The organism is Sphingorhabdus sp., from assembly GCF_023910635.1.
Lineage (GTDB): Bacteria > Pseudomonadota > Alphaproteobacteria > Sphingomonadales > Sphingomonadaceae > Sphingorhabdus_B.
Genome location: NZ_JAAVVZ010000029.1, coordinates 1 through 19,216, shown reverse-complemented (window position 1 = coordinate 19,216; position 19,216 = coordinate 1). Strand labels below are relative to the sequence as shown.

Annotated in this window: 16 protein-coding genes and 1 pseudogene; 13 read left to right on the top strand and 4 right to left on the bottom strand. The window is 55.7% G+C overall.

What is annotated here, in order from left to right:
- A complete protein-coding gene (locus HEQ34_RS12785) occupies positions 1 to 1,305 on the top strand; it encodes an amidohydrolase family protein (protein ID WP_296201085.1) in 1,305 nt (434 codons plus the stop codon).
- Here the strand turns inward: HEQ34_RS12785 and HEQ34_RS12780 are convergent.
- On the bottom strand, positions 1,292 to 2,380 hold the full coding sequence (locus HEQ34_RS12780) for a DUF2855 family protein (RefSeq protein WP_296201083.1): 1,089 nt from the start codon (positions 2,378 to 2,380) through the stop codon (positions 1,292 to 1,294). The two genes, HEQ34_RS12785 and HEQ34_RS12780, sit on opposite strands and share 14 nt — an antisense overlap.
- Positions 2,381 to 2,499: 119 nt before the next feature.
- On the opposite strand from HEQ34_RS12780, the gene ribB reads away from it, so the two are divergent.
- The 8 genes from ribB to HEQ34_RS12740 all read left to right on the top strand — a co-directional run bounded on the left by ribB (position 2,500) and on the right by HEQ34_RS12740 (position 10,605).
- The gene (gene ribB / locus HEQ34_RS12775; RefSeq protein ID WP_296201079.1) at positions 2,500 to 3,801 is read left to right on the top strand and encodes a 3,4-dihydroxy-2-butanone-4-phosphate synthase; all 1,302 of its coding nucleotides are present in this window, start codon (positions 2,500 to 2,502) and stop codon (positions 3,799 to 3,801) included.
- Positions 3,801 to 4,220 (top strand): 6,7-dimethyl-8-ribityllumazine synthase, encoded by a 420-nt coding sequence (gene ribH, locus HEQ34_RS12770; protein ID WP_296201076.1) that lies wholly within the window; start codon positions 3,801 to 3,803, stop codon positions 4,218 to 4,220. The genes ribB and ribH overlap by 1 nt, the downstream gene beginning before the upstream one ends.
- A 180-nt stretch (positions 4,221 to 4,400) precedes the next feature.
- Positions 4,401 to 6,044, top strand: a complete 1,644-nt coding sequence (locus tag HEQ34_RS12765; protein WP_296201073.1) for a carboxyl transferase domain-containing protein — start codon at positions 4,401 to 4,403, stop codon at positions 6,042 to 6,044.
- 367 nt (positions 6,045 to 6,411) lie between these two features.
- Complete coding sequence (locus HEQ34_RS12760; RefSeq protein ID WP_296201071.1) at positions 6,412 to 6,885, top strand: DUF559 domain-containing protein; 474 nt, start codon at positions 6,412 to 6,414, stop codon at positions 6,883 to 6,885.
- Complete coding sequence (locus HEQ34_RS12755) at positions 6,882 to 8,744, top strand: acetyl/propionyl/methylcrotonyl-CoA carboxylase subunit alpha (RefSeq protein ID WP_296201068.1); 1,863 nt, start codon at positions 6,882 to 6,884, stop codon at positions 8,742 to 8,744. The genes HEQ34_RS12760 and HEQ34_RS12755 overlap by 4 nt, the downstream gene beginning before the upstream one ends.
- A gap of 133 nt (positions 8,745 to 8,877) precedes the next feature.
- Positions 8,878 to 9,072: a MaoC/PaaZ C-terminal domain-containing protein gene (locus tag HEQ34_RS12750; protein WP_296201066.1), complete on the top strand. Its 195-nt coding sequence runs from the start codon at positions 8,878 to 8,880 to the stop codon at positions 9,070 to 9,072.
- A gap of 131 nt (positions 9,073 to 9,203) precedes the next feature.
- Positions 9,204 to 9,662, top strand: coding sequence for a MaoC family dehydratase (locus HEQ34_RS12745; protein ID WP_296201063.1), 459 nt, complete (start codon positions 9,204 to 9,206; stop codon positions 9,660 to 9,662).
- A gap of 91 nt (positions 9,663 to 9,753) precedes the next feature.
- Positions 9,754 to 10,605, top strand: a complete 852-nt coding sequence (locus tag HEQ34_RS12740; RefSeq protein WP_296201060.1) for a CoA ester lyase — start codon at positions 9,754 to 9,756, stop codon at positions 10,603 to 10,605.
- A 123-nt stretch (positions 10,606 to 10,728) separates the two neighbouring features.
- Here the strand turns inward: HEQ34_RS12740 and acnA are convergent, their stop codons facing one another.
- Positions 10,729 to 13,404: an aconitate hydratase AcnA gene (acnA, locus tag HEQ34_RS12735; protein ID WP_296201057.1), complete on the bottom strand. Its 2,676-nt coding sequence runs from the start codon at positions 13,402 to 13,404 to the stop codon at positions 10,729 to 10,731.
- A 242-nt stretch (positions 13,405 to 13,646) separates the two neighbouring features.
- Here acnA and HEQ34_RS12730 point away from each other — a divergent pair, with 242 nt between their 5' ends.
- The 3 genes from HEQ34_RS12730 to HEQ34_RS12720 all read left to right on the top strand — a co-directional run bounded on the left by HEQ34_RS12730 (position 13,647) and on the right by HEQ34_RS12720 (position 15,816).
- A complete protein-coding gene (locus HEQ34_RS12730; RefSeq protein WP_296201056.1) occupies positions 13,647 to 13,976 on the top strand; it encodes a type II toxin-antitoxin system HicB family antitoxin in 330 nt (109 codons plus the stop codon).
- A gap of 164 nt (positions 13,977 to 14,140) precedes the next feature.
- A complete protein-coding gene (locus HEQ34_RS12725) occupies positions 14,141 to 15,223 on the top strand; it encodes an AAA family ATPase (RefSeq protein ID WP_296201054.1) in 1,083 nt (360 codons plus the stop codon).
- A gap of 59 nt (positions 15,224 to 15,282) precedes the next feature.
- A complete protein-coding gene (locus tag HEQ34_RS12720; protein ID WP_296201052.1) occupies positions 15,283 to 15,816 on the top strand; it encodes a hypothetical protein in 534 nt (177 codons plus the stop codon).
- A 241-nt stretch (positions 15,817 to 16,057) separates the two neighbouring features.
- Here the strand turns inward: HEQ34_RS12720 and HEQ34_RS12715 are convergent, their stop codons facing one another.
- Together HEQ34_RS12715 and HEQ34_RS12710 are read right to left on the bottom strand one after the other, a co-directional pair.
- Positions 16,058 to 16,243 (bottom strand): hypothetical protein, encoded by a 186-nt coding sequence (locus HEQ34_RS12715; RefSeq protein ID WP_296201050.1) that lies wholly within the window; start codon positions 16,241 to 16,243, stop codon positions 16,058 to 16,060.
- Positions 16,244 to 16,390: 147 nt separating this feature from the next.
- The gene (locus HEQ34_RS12710) at positions 16,391 to 18,073 is read right to left on the bottom strand and encodes a hypothetical protein (protein WP_296201049.1); all 1,683 of its coding nucleotides are present in this window, start codon (positions 18,071 to 18,073) and stop codon (positions 16,391 to 16,393) included.
- Between the two features lie 706 nt (positions 18,074 to 18,779).
- Here HEQ34_RS12710 and HEQ34_RS12705 point away from each other — a divergent pair.
- A pseudogene (locus HEQ34_RS12705) lies at positions 18,780 to 19,216 on the top strand (hypothetical protein); the annotation flags it as partial.

Here is a 19,216-nt window from a genome sequence, read left to right as displayed (position 1 = left end):
ATGAAGAAGGTCGTTTTTGTCTCCATAGGTGCCTTGTTGCTGGCAACTTCGCCCTTGGCAGCGCAGCCCGCCGATGTTGTCACAGTGATCCATGCTGGAAAGCTGCTCGATAAGCCCGGCAGCGCGCCGCGTGGACCATCCACCGTCATTATTCGCAATGGTAAAATCGCGGAAATTTTGTCTGGCCATCAACAGGGACCAGCAGGCGCGACGCTTATTGATCTGAAAGACAAATTTGTTCTCCCGGGCTTAATCGACAGCCATGTGCATCTGAATAGCGACGCTGGCGGTAATGCAGCGTTGATTGAGGCCGTTACCGACAGCCCAGCACGCGCCGCCTATCGCGCGGCCGGTAATGCGAAGAAAACGTTGATGGCTGGCTTTACTACAGTGCGCAACTTGGGCGATGGCACTGGCGCAACCTTGGCACTGCGCGATGCGGTTGCGGCGGGCGAACTCCCTGGTCCACGGATCATCGACGCTGGCCGCTCGATCTCAACGACCAGCGGGCATATGGACGCAACGCTATCGGTCTCCGAAGACCTACATGATAGCATCGGTCAGGAAAATCTGTGTGATGGCGTTGAAAGTTGCCGTCAGGCGATACGCAAACAAGTCCGGCGCGGCGTGGACGTCATCAAGATCGCAACGACAGGCGGTGTTAACAGCCGCATTGGCGCTGGACTTGGACGGCAATTATTTGATGACGAGGTGAAGGCGTTAGTTGATACCGCGCATCTTTACGGCAAGAAAGTTGCCGTGCATGCCCATGGCGACGACGGCGTCAACATCGCCTTGGCCGCAGGCGCGGACTCGATTGAGCACGGCACCATGATGACCGACGAGAGTATTAAATTGTTCAAGGCGGCGGGTGCATATTATGTGCCGACTCTGTCTACGGTAAATGGCTATCTTGAGCGGCTTGCCGCAAACCCCAATGCCTATCCGCCCGACGTGCTGGCGAAAGTGCAATGGCGGATTGGTGTGACCGGCAAGAGTCTTGCCAAGGCCTATCCCGCAGGCGTAAAAATTGCGTTTGGCACAGATGCCGGTGTTTCCAAACATGGCCGGAATGCAGACGAGTTTGAATTAATGGTCAAGCATGGCATGCCCGCTAGCGCCGCCATTCAGGCCGCGACAATGAATGCAGCGACCTTATTGGGCGTTGAAAAAGAAGTTGGCTCGTTGGAACCCGGTAAAGCGGCAGATTTGATCGCCGTAGCAGGTGACCCCATAGCGGACATCACTATTTTGAAAACGGTGCGTTTTGTTATGAAGGACGGACGGGTTTTTAAGGCTGAATGATGATTCCCTTTTGCGGATCGGTCCGGCCTTGAAGGGTTTCCAGAAAGGCGGTTGCGGCAGCCTCTAATCCCGCATGGGTCTCAATTTCCACAACGCCATCGGCTGCGGTTAGGAAGCTTTTCCAACTGCGGCCGACGGCTTCGCCAAAGCCCTTTGGACCCAGTTCCTGAATCGTTGCAACGGCGTGATCGGGTGCGAAGAACAGGATGGGCTTCGGCCCCGGCATTTCGCCGCCACTTGCGCCAGCACTGTTTGGGCCTCGCGCGTCAACATGGGTAGCCCCGACCAAGCAGCTATATGTTAAATGGCTTGCCAATGTTTCGTGAACGCTACGAAGCAGGCGCGAGTTGCCTGCAAAATCGACGCATACCGAAGCGGTCTTGGGCAAGGTGTCGACTGCATCATAGGACATGACTTCGTCGTACAGGCCAGTCCCGATGACAAAGTCCACATTGCCCTTCGAGGTCAGGCCGATACGCTTGATACCAGGCGATAAATCCTTCGCAACGCTCGCAAGGCCCATGGCCGTTTTGGATGAAGCGCTGGTGATGAGCAGGTTTTCTGCGCCAAACCAGCTTTCTCGGCGAAGCATGGCTTCAATGAGGAACCCGGTTTTGAACAAAGGCCCGAATAACATGCGCTCTGCTTCTTTTGCGGGGTCATGTTCCGGGTCCGCAGCAAGGCGGCTATATTGGTTATATATGGGGCTCATGGGTTGGCGGTGCGCAGCCATGTCGGTGAAGCCTCCCGCGCTCACCTTGCCGGGTAGGACATCAAGATGCGTTCCCATCGGTAAATATCCATATACGCGCTCACCGACCGCAATATCGGGGCAATGTGATTTTTCAACGACTGCATGGCCCCACATCGGCACGACACCAAAATCCCCATCCGCCGGAAAAAAATTCCAATATCCAAACATGTCACCGATGACGGCGTAAGTGATGTTGTTCGCGGTGACGGAGAAGCTTTCGATCCGCAAACGAACAGCGCCTTCGCCGAGCGACGGCGATGCCGCTTCATGCACCTGCGTCTGCGTCAGCGCTTGTTTGTTTACCCAGATTGTCGTTGCCATGGTCGGTTCTCCTGCGGTGGGCATAACGGGCGGATGTTATGCATTCAATAGCGTCAATTGTTCACATTGATGTGATTATCCGCTTTGACAATCACATCACAATGTGAAAAAGACGAATCATGAGCACACAATTGATCACTAAACTTCGTAGCCTCGTCAACGACGGTGGCTTGTCACGGTCCGGCTTGGCCCGCGCCGCTGGCCTTCATGCCAACACCTTGCGCGACTTGGATGAGCAGGGCTGGAACCCGACCGCTGAGACGTTACGTAAGTTGGAAAGCTATTTATTCTCCAACGATGACACGCCTGCGCTCGTGCCGATTGAGGAAATCATTGAAGAGGCGCGCAATGGCCGTATGTATATTCTCGTCGATGATGAGGATCGTGAAAATGAGGGGGACCTGATTATCCCTGCGCAAATGGCAACGCCAGACGCGATCAATTTCATGGCCACGCATGGCCGTGGCCTCATCTGTCTTTCCATGACCAAAATGCGCTGCGAACAGCTTGGCCTGACGCCCATGGCGCGGGAAAACCGCGAAAGCATGCAGACCGCCTTTACCGTGTCCATAGAAGCGCGTGAGGGCGTTACGACAGGCATCAGCGCCGCAGACCGCGCGCGCACCATTTCCGTTGCTGTGGATGCCTCCATGGGCCCAGACGATATTGTTTCGCCGGGGCACGTCTTTCCACTGACGGCACGCGATGGCGGCGTTCTTGTGCGCGCTGGCCATACGGAGGCCGCTGTCGATATCAGCAGGCTTGCTGGTCTCAACCCGTCGGGCGTGATTTGTGAAATCATGAAAGACGATGGCACAATGGCGCGGATGGACGACCTTGTTGCCTTTGCCCGCATGCATAACCTGAAAATGGGCACGATTCGCGATTTGATCGCCTATCGCCGCAAGCATGACCATTTGATCGAAAAGCGTGCGGAGATGAAGTTCAACAGCCGCTGGGGCGGGGACTGGACCGCTATGACCTTTTATAACAAGGCGACGGGTGATGAGACGATCGCTTTGGTAAAGGGGCGCATTGACCCTGAAAAACCGAGTTTGGTGCGCATGCACACCATGTCGATGTTCGTTGACGTGTTTGGCGAAGAAAACGAGCGTTCTGGCCTGCTGTCCCGCTCGATGGAGGCCATTGCGGACGAAGGCGCTGGCGTTATTGTGGTCATCAACAAGCCAATGAAAAACGTCGTTTCCCGGTTCATGCAACTGCGCGCCGAGGGCAAGCAAGCTGGAGCGCCGGAGATCGAGGAATTGCGCGACTATGGCGGCGGTGCGCAAATTCTTACTGAACTTGGCGTCCACGATATGATGTTGCTCACCAACACGCACCACACGCTGGTCGGCCTTGAAGGCTATGGCCTTTCCATTGTAGGCGAAAGGCCTATTCCCGGCACTGGAGGCGAATAATGGCAAAGTTTCTTATCGTTGAAGCACGGTTTTATGACCATCTGAACGACATGCTCGTGTCAGGTGCGAAGGCTGCGTTGAAGGCCAAGGGGCATGAGGTTGAGGTTATTACTGTGCCCGGCGCGCTCGAAATTCCCGGCACCATTGCAATGGCCGCAGAGGCGCAGATGTATGACGGCTTTGTCGCCATCGGCGTTGTTATTCGCGGGGAAACCTATCATTTTGAAATCGTCGCTGGCGAAAGCGCGCGCGGTATCATGGCGTTGACGATGGACGGCATCGCCATTGGCAATGGGATATTGACCGTTGAAAACGAAGAGCAAGCCATTGTGCGCGCTGACCCCAAGCAAAAGGACAAGGGCGGGGAGGCGGCCATTGCGGCGATGGCCTTGTTGGCGTTACAAAGTAAATTCGGGTGACCAAAAATTGGGTTGCGTAATAAAGTTGCGCATTCCTTTTCCTGCTTTGCGCGTTATATACTTCCCAAGTATAGTAATTTTGTCGCCCCGAACCTGGTTCAGGGTCCATCGCGCCTCTAAGGGCCGGGCTTGAGAGGAAAAATGGATGCTGAAACAAGTTCAGCATGACGGAGTGTCTGCGTGAGCGCGCCCGTCCTGCCAACGTCGATAAACCCCGACTCCGAGGAGGTTAAGGCGCGCAGTGCCCACAATCGGGCGTTGCGCGATGCGCTTTGGGCAAAGGTGGCCGAAGCGGCGCTGGGTGGTAATGAGAAGTCGCGTGAACGGCACACGTCGCGTGGCAAATTGCTGCCAAGGGAGCGCGTCGAACGCCTGCTGGATAGCGGTTCGCCTTTCCTAGAAATCGGCCAGCTTGCAGCGTGCGACCTGTATGATAGCGAAATTCCCGGTGCTGGCCTGATCACGGGAATAGGCCGCGTTTCGGGCCGCCAGTGCATGATTGTCTGCAATGACGCCACGGTAAAGGGTGGCACTTATTACCCAATGACCGTCAAAAAGCATTTGCGGGCCCAAGAAATTGCCGAGGCAAACCACTTGCCGTGCATCTATCTGGTCGATAGCGGCGGGGCGAACCTGCCGCATCAGGACGAGGTTTTTCCCGACCGTGACCATTTCGGGCGCATCTTCTTCAACCAAGCCAATATGAGCGCCAAGGGCATTCCCCAAATCGCGTGCGTCATGGGAAGCTGCACCGCAGGCGGGGCTTATGTGCCCGCCATGTCCGACGAAAGCGTTATTGTCCGCAATCAAGGAACGATTTTCCTCGCTGGCCCGCCGTTGGTCAAGGCTGCGACGGGGGAAGAGATTAGCGCGGAGGATCTCGGCGGCGGCGACCTACATGGTCGGAAGTCGGGCGTGGTCGATCATGTCGCGGAGAATGACGAACATGCGCTGACGATTGTGCGCGATATCATTTCGCATTTGGGCGGAGCGTGTTCCCCAGCGCAGGCTGGGGCCCAGACACCGTCAGGCTGGACCCCGGCCTGCGCCGGGGCACGCGAGCCGCGCCCGCCAAAATATGACGCGGACGAACTCTACGGCGTTATCCCCGACGATGTGCGCGCGCCTTATGACGTCCACGAGGTCATTGCGCGGTTGGTTGACGGCAGCGAGTTTCATGAGTTCAAAGCGCTTTATGGCACCACGCTCGTCTGTGGTTTCGCGCATATCTGGGGCATGCCCGTCGCGATCCTCGCCAATAACGGCGTGTTATTCTCGGAAAGCGCGGTCAAGGGCGCGCATTTCATTGAGCTTGCCTGCCAGCGCCGGATACCGTTGCTGTTCTTGCAAAACATCAGCGGCTTCATGGTCGGCGGCAAATATGAGGCGGAGGGCATCGCCAAGCATGGCGCAAAACTCGTCACCGCCGTCGCCACCGCGAGCGTGCCCAAGATCACCGTGCTTATCGGAGGCAGCTTTGGCGCGGGCAATTACGGCATGTGCGGGCGGGCTTATTCGCCACGCTTCTTGTTCACTTGGCCCAATGCGCGGATTTCGGTGATGGGCGGCGAGCAAGCTGCCTCCGTCCTCGCCACCGTCCACCGCGATGCGGAAAAATGGACGCCGGAGGAAGCCGAAGCCTTCAAGTCCCCAATCCGTCAGAAATATGAAGATGAAGGCAACCCTTATTACGCAACCTCGCGTCTGTGGGATGACGGCATTATTGACCCTGCACAAACCCGCGATGTGCTTGGGCTGGCGTTAGCGGCGGCATTGAACGCGCCGATCGAGGAGGCACCCCGCTTTGGGGTGTTCCGGATGTGAGGATTTGCAGCCAAATCCTCCCCGGCACGGGGAGGGGGACCATCCGAAGGATGGTGGAGGGGCACGGGAGGAGTTGCGTACGGTTGAGGGGGAGGCCGCCGCCGATGGTGCCCCTCCACCAGCTTCGCTGGTCCCCCTCCCCCGATGGGGGAGGAATTATGATCCAATCGCTCCTTATCGCCAATCGTGGCGAGATCGCCTGCCGGATCATCCGCACCAAAATCCTCCCCGGCACGGGGAGGGGGACCATGCGTAGCATGGTGGAGGGGCACGGGAGGAGTTGCGTACGGTTGATGGGGAGGCAGTCGCCGATGGTGCCCCTCCACCAGCTTCGCTGGTCCCCCTCCCCCGGTGGGGGAGGAATGCTGTGATTACCGGTCCGACCGATACGCTTAAGCGTGCCAGAAAATTGCGCAGCGAAATGAGCTTGCCCGAAACGATATTGTGGCGTGAACTGCGAAAGCGACCGGGTGGTTTCAAATACCGTAGGCAGCATCCCGCTGGCCGATATATTCTCGATTTCTATTGTGCCGCTGCCAGACTTGCGATTGAAGTCGATGGGCATTCGCATGATGGTCAGGTCGCGGCGAAAGCAGATGCCGCACGGGGAGATTTCTTGCGGTCGCAAGGAGCGGCGACGTTGCGCGTTCCGGTGAGTGCGATTTTGGGCAATTTGGAAGGTGCTGTTTTGCGGATATTAGAGGTTTGTGAGGACAGGGTTGTAAAGTTGGCTGCGCGGCGAGGGCAGGAGACTTTGCGCGTGCCCCTCCAATATCCTTCGGATGGTCCCGCTGTTGCTGCGCAACGCCTTCGGCTCCCCCGTGCCGGGGAGGAATTATGATCCAATCGCTCCTCATCGCCAATCGCGGCGAAGTTGCCTGCCGGATTATCCGCACGGCGCAGGCCATGGGCATTCGCACGGTTGCGGTCTATTCGGATGCCGATGCCAAGGCGCTGCATGTGCGAGAAGCGGACGAGGCGGTGCATATCGGGGCGTCTCCGGCGCGGGAGAGCTATCTCTGCGCTGAGAAGATTATCGCGGCTGCGCTCGCCACGAAAGCAGAGGCGATCCATCCCGGCTATGGTTTCCTCTCCGAGAATGCGGAGTTCGCGCAGGAGGTGATTGATGCCGGGCTGATCTGGGTTGGGCCAGCGCCTGCCAGCATTACCGCGATGGGCCTGAAAGATGCGGCCAAGACATTGATGGCCGAAGCAGGCGTGCCCGTCACCCCCGGCTATATGGGCGCAAATCAAGACCCGGCGTTCCTCGGGCAACAAGCCGCCGAGATCGGCTATCCTGTGCTGATTAAGGCCGTGGCGGGTGGTGGCGGTAAGGGGATGCGTAAGGTTGATGACGCAGGCGACTTTGCCGATGCGCTCGCCTCTTGCCAGCGTGAGGCGACCGCTTCGTTCGGAAACGCCCATGTCTTGATCGAGAAATATATCCAACGCCCGCGCCATATCGAGGTGCAGGTGTTTGGCGACACCCATGGCAACATCGTCCATCTGTTCGAACGCGACTGCTCGCTCCAGCGCCGTCACCAGAAAGTGATTGAGGAAGCCCCTGCGCCGGGGGTGACGCCATACACCCGCGAGCTGATTTGCGGAGCTGCTGTTCGCGCAGCAAAGGCCGTAAATTACGTTGGTGCCGGAACGATAGAATTCATCGCCGATTCTTCCAAGGGCTTCATCGATTCGGACCTCGTGTGGTTCATGGAAATGAACACCCGGTTGCAGGTCGAACATCCCGTCACTGAGGAGATTACAGGTGTCGATCTGGTCGAATGGCAAATTCGCGTAGCGAGCGGCGAGCCACTTCCGCTTCGGCAGGACGAGCTGAGCATTGATGGTCATGCCATCGAAGCGAGACTCTATGCCGAAGACCCGGCGAAAGGATTTTTGCCGAGCGTTGGCAGGCTGGAGTTTTTCGAGCTCGATGGCAGTGTCCGTATCGACAGTGGCGTGTGTCAGGGGTCCGAAGTCTCGCCATTTTATGACCCGATGATTGCCAAAATGATCGCCCATGATTTGGACCGCGAAGGCGCGATACGGTCGCTCGCATGGGCTTTAAATGACAGCAAAATATGGCCGGTTAAAAACAACGCCGCGTTTCTTATCAACGCGCTTGAACATCCGGATTTTGCCTCGGGCAATGTCGATACCGGTCTGCTGCAGCGCGCGGGCGAGGCGTTGATTCCTGACGAGGCCCCCGACAAGCATTATTTGGCGCGGAGCGCAGAGCAGTATACCAATCAGGCAGTTGCGGGCTTTCGTCTCAACCGGAATCGCAATCACAAGGCTGTCTTGTCGGTCGATGGAGTTGCGACAATAGTCGAAATTCCGATACTTGAGTATGTCGATCCCAGGCCATTCGTTTTTAGCCAAGACCCGCCAAAGGGCTTCTTCCAGACTGGTAATGGTCAGACTTGGTGGGTCGAACCTTATCGCTATGCAGGCGGCGCGCATGCTTCAGCCCATGACGGCGATATCCTCTCCCCCATGCCGGGCCGCATCATTGCCGTCGATATCGCTGCGGGCCAAACCGTTAATAAGGGTCAGAAACTCCTCACGCTCGAAGCGATGAAGATGGAGCATAGCCTCATTGCGCCGTTTGACGGGGTCGTGGCGGAACTCAATGCCGTGGCTGGCGCGCAGGTGCAGGTTGAGGCGTTGTTAGTGCGGATTGCGGTGGTGGAGTAGTTATGATTCACAGCCACACCCGTCACCCTGAACTTGTTTCAGGGTCTATTCATCGGCCTCGACCGGTGGTTTGTGAGGTACGATGGACCCTGAAACAAGTTCAGGGTGACGGTTTTGTGCGAGGTTTAGCGTAATGGCAGGCAAATACTTCAACCAATGGCAAATTGGCGACACCATCGCCCATGAAATTCGCCGCACGGTGACGGAGACAGACAATCTTTTGTTCTCGGTCATGACCCACAATCCGCAACCGCTGCACATTGATACGGAGGCTGGCGCGCAGGTGCAGGTTGAGGCATTGTTGGTGCGGATTGCGGTGGTGGAGTAGTTATGATTCACAGTCACACCCGTCACCCTGAACTTGTTTCAGGGTCCATCGTGCCTCAAAACCAATGGTCTAGGCCGATAAATAGACCCTGAAACAAGTTCAGGGTGACGGAACATTTTAGGGAATTGCTGATGGCAGGTAAATACTTCAACCAATGGCAAATTGGCGACACCATCGCCCACGAAATTCGCCGCACGGTGACGGAGACGGACAATCTTTTGTTCTCGGTCATGACCCACAATCCGCAACCGCTGCATATCGACGCGGAGGCGGCGAAGGCCAGTGAGTTTGGGCAAATCCTCGTCAACGGCACCTTCACTTTTGCGCTGATGGTTGGGCTATCGGTGGGCGACACGACGCTTGGCACGCTGGTCGCCAATCTGGGTTATGATAAGTTGGTGATGCCAAAACCGGTGTTTATCGGCGATACGTTGCGCGCCGAGACCGAGGTCATTGCGCTCAAGGAGAGCAAATCACGGCCGGACGCAGGGGTTGTGACGTTTCTGCACCGATGCCTCAATCAGCGTAACGAACTTGTATGCCAAACTGAGCGTGCCGCGTTGCTAAAGAAAGCGCTGACTGATACCTAGACCATAGTGCTGAGCCTGTCGAAGCACGCCCCACCGATAAGCGCCCTTCGACAGGCTCAGGGCTTCGGTGAAGTTGAAAGGCGTCGCCCGCATGAAACTACGCTCGCTCCTTTTCGTCCCGGGTGACCGGCCTGATCGCTTTGCCAAGGCCGCCGCCAGCGGCGCTGATGCCATTATCATCGACCTTGAAGACTCAGTCGGGTTAGAGCGCAAAATTGCCGCACGCGAGGCGGCGGCGGAATATCTTTCTGGCGACCGGCCAGTGCCCGTGTTCGTCCGTGTGAACCCGCAGGATAGCCATATGACGCACGACGATCTCGCGTCAGTCCTGCCCTATATACCAGATGCTATTGTCTTGCCCAAGGCAGAAGGCGCGCGCTCGGTCAATTGGCTACGCGCCGAAGCTGCGGCAGTGGCCGATAGTCAGGATGGCGAGGCGCCACCCATCTTGCCCATCGCGACCGAAACGCCAGGCGCGGTGTTTGACCTCGGTAGCTTGCGTGACGTCGCAGTTTATTTGGCGGGTGTCAGCTGGGGGGCGGAGGATTTGCCCGCTTCGGTAGGAGCTGCGACGTCGCGAGAGGCGGACGGCAGCTATACCGCGCCATATGAAATGGTCCGGTCGCTCACGCTTTTTGCGGCCCATGCCGCAGGTGTTGCCGCGATTGATACGGTGTTTCCGAACATAAGTGATCAAGATGGTCTTGCCGCCTATGTGGCCCGCGCCGCGCGCGATGGCTTTAGTGGCATGCTCGCCATTCATCCGTCGCAGGTTGCCGCCATCAACGCTGGCTTTACGCCTTCTTCGGCGCAGATCGCCCATGCCCAATCAATCGTTGATGCGTTCGCAGCCAACCCCGGAGCGGGTGTGCTGCAACTGGACGGCAAAATGATCGACGCGCCGCATTTGAAAGCGGCGCTGTCGATCTTAAAACGCGTTTAGGTCGTCAAAATAATGCGTCGCTCCAGCGTAGGCTGGAGCCTATCTCGCCTTGCAGTCAGACTGACAGACGTGATGGGCCCCAGCCTGCGCTGGGGCGACGGGTCAACTGAACCGGCGTTATGCCTAAGCCGCCAGCTTCCGCAACACGTAGTGCAGAATCCCACCGTTCATGAAATATTCGACTTCGTTCGCGGTGTCGATGCGGCACAAAGTGTCGAAATTGAACGTTGATCCGTCCTTGCGCGTGACCATAACGGTCACGGTCTGGCGCGGCTGGAGCATTCCGACGCTGGTGATTGTGAAGCTATCATCGGCTGTCAGACCAAGCGTTGTCCGGCTTTCACCGTCCATGAATTGCAATGGCAATACGCCCATGCCAACCAAGTTCGAACGGTGGATGCGTTCGAAGCTTTCGACGATGACGGCGCGGACGCCGAGTAGGTTGGTGCCCTTGGCGGCCCAATCGCGCGAAGAGCCGGTGCCATATTCCTTGCCGGCGATGACCACTAAGGGCGTGCCGTCGGCTTTATGCTTCATCGCGGCGTCGTAGATGGGCATGACTTCGCCCTTATACTTGCTCATGCCGCCTTCGATGCCGGGGACCATTTCGTTTTTGATGCGGATATTGGCGAAGGTACCGCGCATCATGACTTCATGATGGCCGCGTCGCGCGCCGTAGCTGTTGAAGTCTGCCTTGCTAACCTGATGTTCTAAAAGGAACTTTCCGGCAGGGCTGTCCGCCTTTATGCTTCCGGCGGGCGAAATATGGTCGGTGGTGATGGAATCGCCCAAGATCGCCAGCGGCTTTGCCTCGATGATGTCCATCACCGGCGCGGGCGTCATGCTCATCCCTTCAAAATAAGGGGGATTGGCGACATAGGTCGACCCGGCGCGCCATGTATAGGTATCCGAACCTTCGACCTGGATCTTCTGCCAATGCGCATCGCCTTCATAGACCGTCGCATAACGCGCGGTGAACATCGAACGGTCGATGTTTGCGGTCATGACATCATGCACCTCTTGGTTGGTGGGCCAGATGTCGCGCAGAAACACGTCGCTACCGTCGGTTGCTTGCCCGATGGGCGTCGTGGTGAAGTCTTCGGTCACGGTGCCCTTGAGCGCATAAGCGACCACCAAAGGCGGCGAGGCCAGGAAATTCGCGCGCACATCGGGCGACACGCGGCCTTCAAAGTTGCGGTTGCCCGAAATGACAGAGGCAGCGACAATGTCATGGCCGTTAATCGCTGCCGAAATCGGCTCCGCCAATGGCCCCGAATTGCCGATGCAGGTGGTGCAGCCATAGCCGACCAAGTTAAAACCAACCGCATCCAGATCCGCCGTCAGGCCCGCCCGATCCAGATAATCGGTTACAACCTGTGACCCCGGCGCAAGCGATGTCTTCACCCATGGCTTGGGCCGCAAGCCAAAGGCATTGGCCTTGCGCGCTACCAAACCAGCGGCAACCAATACGCTTGGGTTCGAGGTGTTGGTGCAGCTTGTAATCGCGGCAATCACGACATCGCCATCGCCAATATCATGCGTCTTGCCCTCAACCGCGACGCGCTTTGCGCTGTCATGCTTGTAGACGTTGATGAGGTCGTCGTTGAACACATTGTCGACTTGGGTCAGGATAACCTTGTCCTGCGGCCGCTTCGGTCCAGCTAGCGAAGGCACCACCGATGCCATATCCAGCTCCAACGTATCGGTGAAAATCGGGTCGGCCATATCGGCATAAGCCCAAAGCCCTTGTTCCTTGGCATACGCCTCCACAAGCGCAATCTGGTCCTCATCACGGCCGGTCAGGCGCAGATATTCGATGGTCTTTTCATCAATGCCAAAAAAGCCACAGGTCGCGCCATATTCGGGCGCCATGTTGGCCAATGTCGCTCGGTCGGCAAGGCTAAGCGACGCAAGGCCGGGGCCATAATATTCGACAAAGCGGCCAACCACGCCCTTGGCGCGCAGCATTTGCGTTGCGGTCAACACAAGGTCAGTCGCGGTCACGCCCTCGGCCAATACACCGGTCAGCTTGAAGCCGACGACTTCGGGGATCAACATCGACACCGGCTGCCCCAGCATCGCGGCCTCAGCCTCAATCCCGCCCACGCCCCAGCCCAGCACGCCAAGGCCATTGATCATCGTCGTATGGCTGTCTGTGCCTACGCAGGTGTCGGGGTAGGCTATCGTCACGCCGTCTTCGCCAGTGCTCGTCCAAACGGCCTGCGCAATATGCTCCAGATTGACCTGATGGCAAATGCCGGTGCCGGGGGGAACAGCCTTGAAATTGTTCAGCGACTTGGAACCCCATTTCAAAAAGTCATAGCGTTCGGCATTGCGTTGATATTCTATTTCGACATTCTGCTCCGCCGCCTTGGGATGGCCGAATTCATCGACCATGAGGCTATGGTCAATAACCAGATGGACGGGGACCAGCGGATTGATCTTCGACGGGTCCGCCTTCAACGCGGTCATCGCATCGCGCATCGCGGCGAGATCGACCACGCACGGCACGCCAGTGAAATCCTGCAACAAAACGCGGGCAGGGCGATATTGAATTTCGCGGTCTGACTTTGCGTCTTTCTGCCAATCGATCAACGCCTGCACATCCTGCACCGACACGGTAAAGCCGCCATCTTCAAAACGGAGCAGGTTTTCGAGCAATACCTTCATCGAAAACGGCAAACGCGACACATCGCCCAATTTCTCCGAGACCTTTTTGATCGAGAAATAATCCACCGTCTTACCGCCAGCGGTCAAGGAGGAACGGGTTTGCAGGCTGTCTAATCCGATTGCGGTCATGGTGATATTGTCCCTTAAAATTTGGGCTTTCGGCCGGATGGGGAAGACAACACGGTTGCCGCTATCTACGGCCAATAAACGCGCGTCAAACCAGCACAAAAGCGGGAGAGTCGTTTGCTGGCCGGGCCTTAGCGCTTATGGGGTGGGGGTGCAAGTGGCGGACAATGAAAAGATATTGGATAATGATACCGCATAAGGTATCATCATTCAAATGACGAGAGTAGAAAATGATGGTCCAGAAAATGACTGAATATGCAATCATGGTCGAACCCTTGGCGCAGGCCGATGGCGGCGGCTGGTTGGCAAGCGTTCCGGCGCTGCCCGGCTGCATCGGCGATGGTGAGACGCCCGAAGAAGCGCTGGCCGATGCCGAACGCGCGATTGGCGAATGGATGGACGCGGCAAAGGCACTTGGCCGCGAATTGCCGGGACCATCATCGCTCGGCCAATGGCGTCAACGCGTGCCGCGTTCCTTGCATGAGAAGCTCAAGATCGTCGCCGCGCGCGAGGGCGTTTCGTTGAACAGCTATGTGGCGAATGTGTTGGCGGAGAATGTGGGGCGGGTGGGGTAGAGGGGTATCCTTTATTCAACTAAGTCTAGTGAGACTTGCGAACCCTCTCATTGTGCCGTTATACGCGGTAAGCCTATTGACGCTCGATAGAAATTGGAACCCGAATGATTGTCCGAAATCTTAAACTCAGAAATTGGCGGAATTTCCGCGAGGCAGACGTCCCGTTGGCAGAAACAACATATCTCCTCGGTGCAAATGCGGCAGGTAAATCTAACCTCTTAGATGTATTCCGATTTTTACGAGACATCAGCAAAGCGCAAGGGGGAGGGCTCCAGAAAGCTATTGCCGATCGCGGAGGTATCTCGAAATTGAGGTGCCTACATGCGCGCAGTGCTCCAGAGGTTAGCATTGAACTCGAAATTGAAGCTGGAGACAACAACTGGAATTACACGATTGCATTCAAGCCAGAAGGTAAAGGTGCTCAACGAATTATCATATCAAAAGAGGAAGTTCGCAAAAACGGCAAGGTTATAATTTCTCGCCCGGATGACGGAGACAAGAAAGATCAAACTCGGCTAACTCAGACACATCTTGAACAAATTCAAGCGAATGAAGAGTTCCGCGAAATCGCAGAATTTTTTGGAGAAACCACATATCTGCACTTAGTCCCGCAACTGTTGAAATTTGGCGATAGAATAGGGGGCCATGTTCTTGAAGATGACCCTTTCGGGCAGGGTTTTCTTGAGCGGATTGCGCGTGCGACCGCACGATCGAGGGACTCTCGTTTAACGAAAATCGGCAAAGCACTACAAGCAGCGGTTCCGCAGTTTGAAGAGCTAGCCTTTGAAAAAGATGCAGTGAATGGCAGGCCTCATTTAAAGGCACGATACAAACACCATAGGCCAAACGCCGGGTGGCAGAGAGAGGATCAGTTTTCTGACGGCACGCTTCGTTTGCTGGGGTTGCTATGGTCTTTGCTGGACGGAAACTCATTGCTGCTACTTGAAGAACCGGAGTTGTCTCTCAATGATGCAATAGTATCGCAAATTCCTCTCATGCTGGAAAAAATTCAGCGAGCGAGCAAGCGAAAACGCCAAACTATCATTACTACTCATAGCGTGGCACTGCTTAGCAATCCTGGTATTGATGCGAACGGAGTTTTATTGATCGAGAGTGGAGCGAACGGTTCCACGGTTAGAAAACTCGGCGACGAAGAGTCTAAATCGATAGCTGATGGATTTTCTGTCGCAGAGGTTGCTCTTCCAGTCACTCGACCAAAAACAGCAGAGCAATTGGGTTTCTGGTAGTGCCTTATATTACTATTGCGACTGAGGATGAGCTAAGCGAAGCAGTAGGCCTTCGTTTGGTGGAAGATATACTTCCCACATTTGAAGTCGCAAACATGCTACGTCGCGGCGGCAATGGTTATCTGAAACGGAAATGCTTAGACTTTAATAGAATGGCACTTAGGCACCCGGTGTTTTTAATGACCGATTTAGATGATACGCAATGTGCCAGCGCTTTGATTAATAGCTGGTTTGGTCAGGTGCCCAAAAATGCAAATCTGATATTCCGTGTTGCAGTTCGAGAGGTTGAATCGTGGCTGCTTGCTGACCACCAAGGGATGGCAACGTTGCTTGAACGAGGTGCAAACAATATCACTCTGAATCCGGATCATTTACCGGACCCAAAACAGTACCTCCTTCGATGCGCCAAAAGAGCACCAAGAGATGTGAAGAACGACCTAATTCGTTCCAAGGGGGCATTGGCTTCACAGGGACTGGGCTACAACTCACGTCTGTGCTCATTTGTGAGAGAGATATGGGCCCCCGAACAAGCTTCACAGAGATCTGATAGCCTTAGGCGAGCGGTGGAAAGGTTAAGAGAGGTTGACCAATGATCGACAGAATCAAAACAAGTTCAGCATGACGCAGGTATTTTGTGGGCGGGACTGGTTGGCGTGCTGAGTGGGCAGCACAAACCTACGTCGCACCAGCGCAGGATGGTGCCCATAACGTCTTTCCGGCTAGCCCAACAGGCGCGATAGGCCCCAGGCTGCGCTGGGGCGACGGGGAGCGGACGCAGCGGTTTTTTGATAGTTTGGCGCATACCGGATGAAGCGGCGCGGATTTAACCGACGATTAGCCGTGCCGTAGCTTGTCCGTCACCTCATCTAGGCTGCCGCGCACGCGCAGCAATTGGTCCTTTCCAAATACGATCAAGCATTCATCATGTGCATTGTCGGCGACGCGGACGAACTGCACGATTTCGGGATTGATCGAGATTTTTTGGCCGCGCACATCGGTCATGGTGACAAAGGGGATCATGCATTTTCCTTAACATAAGCGCCGGCGCGGCGGACTGTCGCGCGCGCTTATGGTGTGCCTATCATGTTTCTCATTCGTCCGCGAGGCGTGATGGGCCTCAGCCTGCGCTGGGGCGATATGGGGGCTGGCATTTTTCGCGCGGTCGGGTCAGGAGATTGTAACACCTGCATCCTGCAGATACTGAATTATCCGTTGGCGCGACGCCGGGACGACGATGACATTGCTCAGCTTGTCATCCGCCGTCTTGCTTTGCTGGGGCGTGGTGGCTGCAAACAGGTCCCAATAGCGCGCGGCTTTAGCACGCTGCCCCTTGCTTGCGGCAATCAAGGCCTCTGTCAGGTAAAAATTGGAACGGTTATAACCTGATAAGGGCAATTCCGCGGCATAAATTTCGTCAATTTTTTCTAGCCGGTTCTGTGATATCGCCGCCAAGACCAACTGAAGTCGCGCCCTTGCGAAGTAGGGACTTTGTGCTTGGAGGGCCTGATCGAGCAGTTTTTCCGCGTCAGGATAATTACAAATGGGCGCGAGGCCGGCAAGTATGGCCGAAAACGCCGAGCTGTTCGGGTTCGCTGTCATGGTCCGCTGTGTGTACAAACGTGCGGTGGGGCAATCCTGCTTCAAATAAGACAGGTTGGCGACCGCAAAATTGGCCCAGCCATCATTGGGGTCGACAATGATCGCAGCGCGCGCAAACTCTATGCCGCGGGCATAGGCAGCATCCACATCTGCTACCGCGCTTTTGCGTTCCATTTCGAATAAGGCGCGGACACCGAGAATTGTGCCACGGATATGTGGTTCAAGCACTGGCTTTTGCAGACAGGCGGCAACTTTGTTCTCTAATATGTCGCCATGGTATCGCGAAAATTCGAAATATTTTAGGAGGCAGGGATAGCCGCCATCATTCCTGTTACGCGTCTGCACCGCCTCATAAGACGCAATGACACCTTGCCCGCCATTGATCTCTCCCATGATAGGAACAAGTGCAGCGCGCAATTTTTCGGGATCGGGCGGGATGATCAAGATGCGCGACCAGATCATGATATCAGCCTGCACATCGTCAATATTCAGATATAATGTGACATCGTCTTCGTCCGTTACGAGCCGCGAATAGAGGCGATAGACGTGGGGTCTATCGTTGAGTTCTGCGGCTGAAGCAGGTCCGGTGCCGATCCGGACGCGCGATATTTTGAAGCGGTTGAGATCATCGGCGAGAAAGCTGGCGATGCGGCGCGAGGATTGCCCCGCCTGTGGGTTTTTGCCGATGTCGATGGGAATGATTTCCAGGATCGGGCTGCGATAGACTGAGACGGCTGTGGGCTTTTTTTGCGTGAAATAAGCGGCTGCGGCACCGAGGGAAATGACGGCGAGGATAAGGAAAGGCACGAGAAAAGAACGGCGATAAAAGGGAATTGACGACTGTGCTGAACCTGCTGGCGGCGATGCATGCGCGGTGTCTTCCGCAACCGAGGGTTCTTGTGCGTTTGGTAAGGGCGTCAGCTTTGGATAGGCAAGTTCGCGCGCATCCAAATGGACGACATAAGAACCCGGCAACAGGTAAATGCAGCCACCGGCGCTTGGCGCATGTTGCACGTAATAACTTTCCAGCGTTTTGCGCAGCCGTCCCATTTGGACGCGGGCCGAACTGTCCGATGCGGAATCGAAATCTTTCTTGCGACCCAATGCATCGACCGCAACAATGAATGATTTTAACGTGCTAGCGCGACCGGCAATCGTTTCGTCGATTAAATAGCGCAGCAAACCCGACAAAACGGGCGAACGTTGAAACACGGCGCTGGATAAAACGACGTCACGCTCCTCATTAACCATAACCGCAAACTTTGGATCGGTATCTTTATCTTTAAATGTAATCGGAGGTCTCCTGCGTCACGATTTCATACAGCAGGTTAAGTGCGTGCACACTGCTGGGACCGTTACATGGTAAATGTAACGGCGGTTCAATGTATCATTTGCCTCATGTGATAAACGCAGTGCAGACCAACAAGTTCCGGATAGAAAAGGCGATTATCCCCGAAGCCTAGATGTTACCTGAACGTTACTTCTGTCCATTGTAAACAGATGTATATCGAAGGTTAGGAACCCGAGTTCGGTGATAAACAATGATTCCCCCGGTCATGTTGGTCCTTAATCGGGAGGGTTAAATTGCCAATTCCCCTCAGTTGGCGTGTGTTGTCCCAGACTCGGGTTCTGCCATGATTGATGCGTTAATCGCGGATCGTGGCGGGGGTTACGCCGAAACGTCCATCGGGTCGCAACCTGATGAAATTAAGTTGATGCATTCGGCGTTATCAAATCTTGCCGCTTACCCCCAGCGGCTTTAATCTTTTCAACCTGCCTGTAATCTTCTCGGCCAAATGTTCAGCGTCGATCAAACGCGGCCATGAACCTTGTCATCGGTGTTGTGGCAGGCGATACAAAAATAAATGCCCGAAGTGATTGAGATGTTATCTTTATTTTCTGCGCTTTTCGGCAAAAGGCGTTAAAAAATGTGGAGAATCACTTTGGGGGGAAATGCATGATGTGCCGCTTTCTGCTCGCCGCATTGCTGTTGACGGGATCGGCATTTGCCCAAACACCGCCGCCCGTTGCGGCAACCGCGCCAGCCGCGCCACCAAGCGTGGAGGCATTTGCCAGCCTGCCATTTGTGGAGCGCGCTGAGCTGTCGCCCGATGGCAATCATATCGCCGGGATATTCGGCGTACCCGATGGGACGCAGCCGGGGCGCATCCAATGGGTGAACAATGACAATATCATCGTGTCGCTGACGGGACTTTTGCCTATTGAGGGGGACCGATGGTATATAACGCGTCTGCTTGCGGTTAATCGGCTCAGCGGCAAATTTACCAAGCTGTTGTGGGATTTGAATGGTCAGAATGCCGGCGATGTTCTGTCGGTGCCCAATGATGGCAGCAACGAAATATTGGTCGCGGCGCAAGCGACGATTTACAGCAA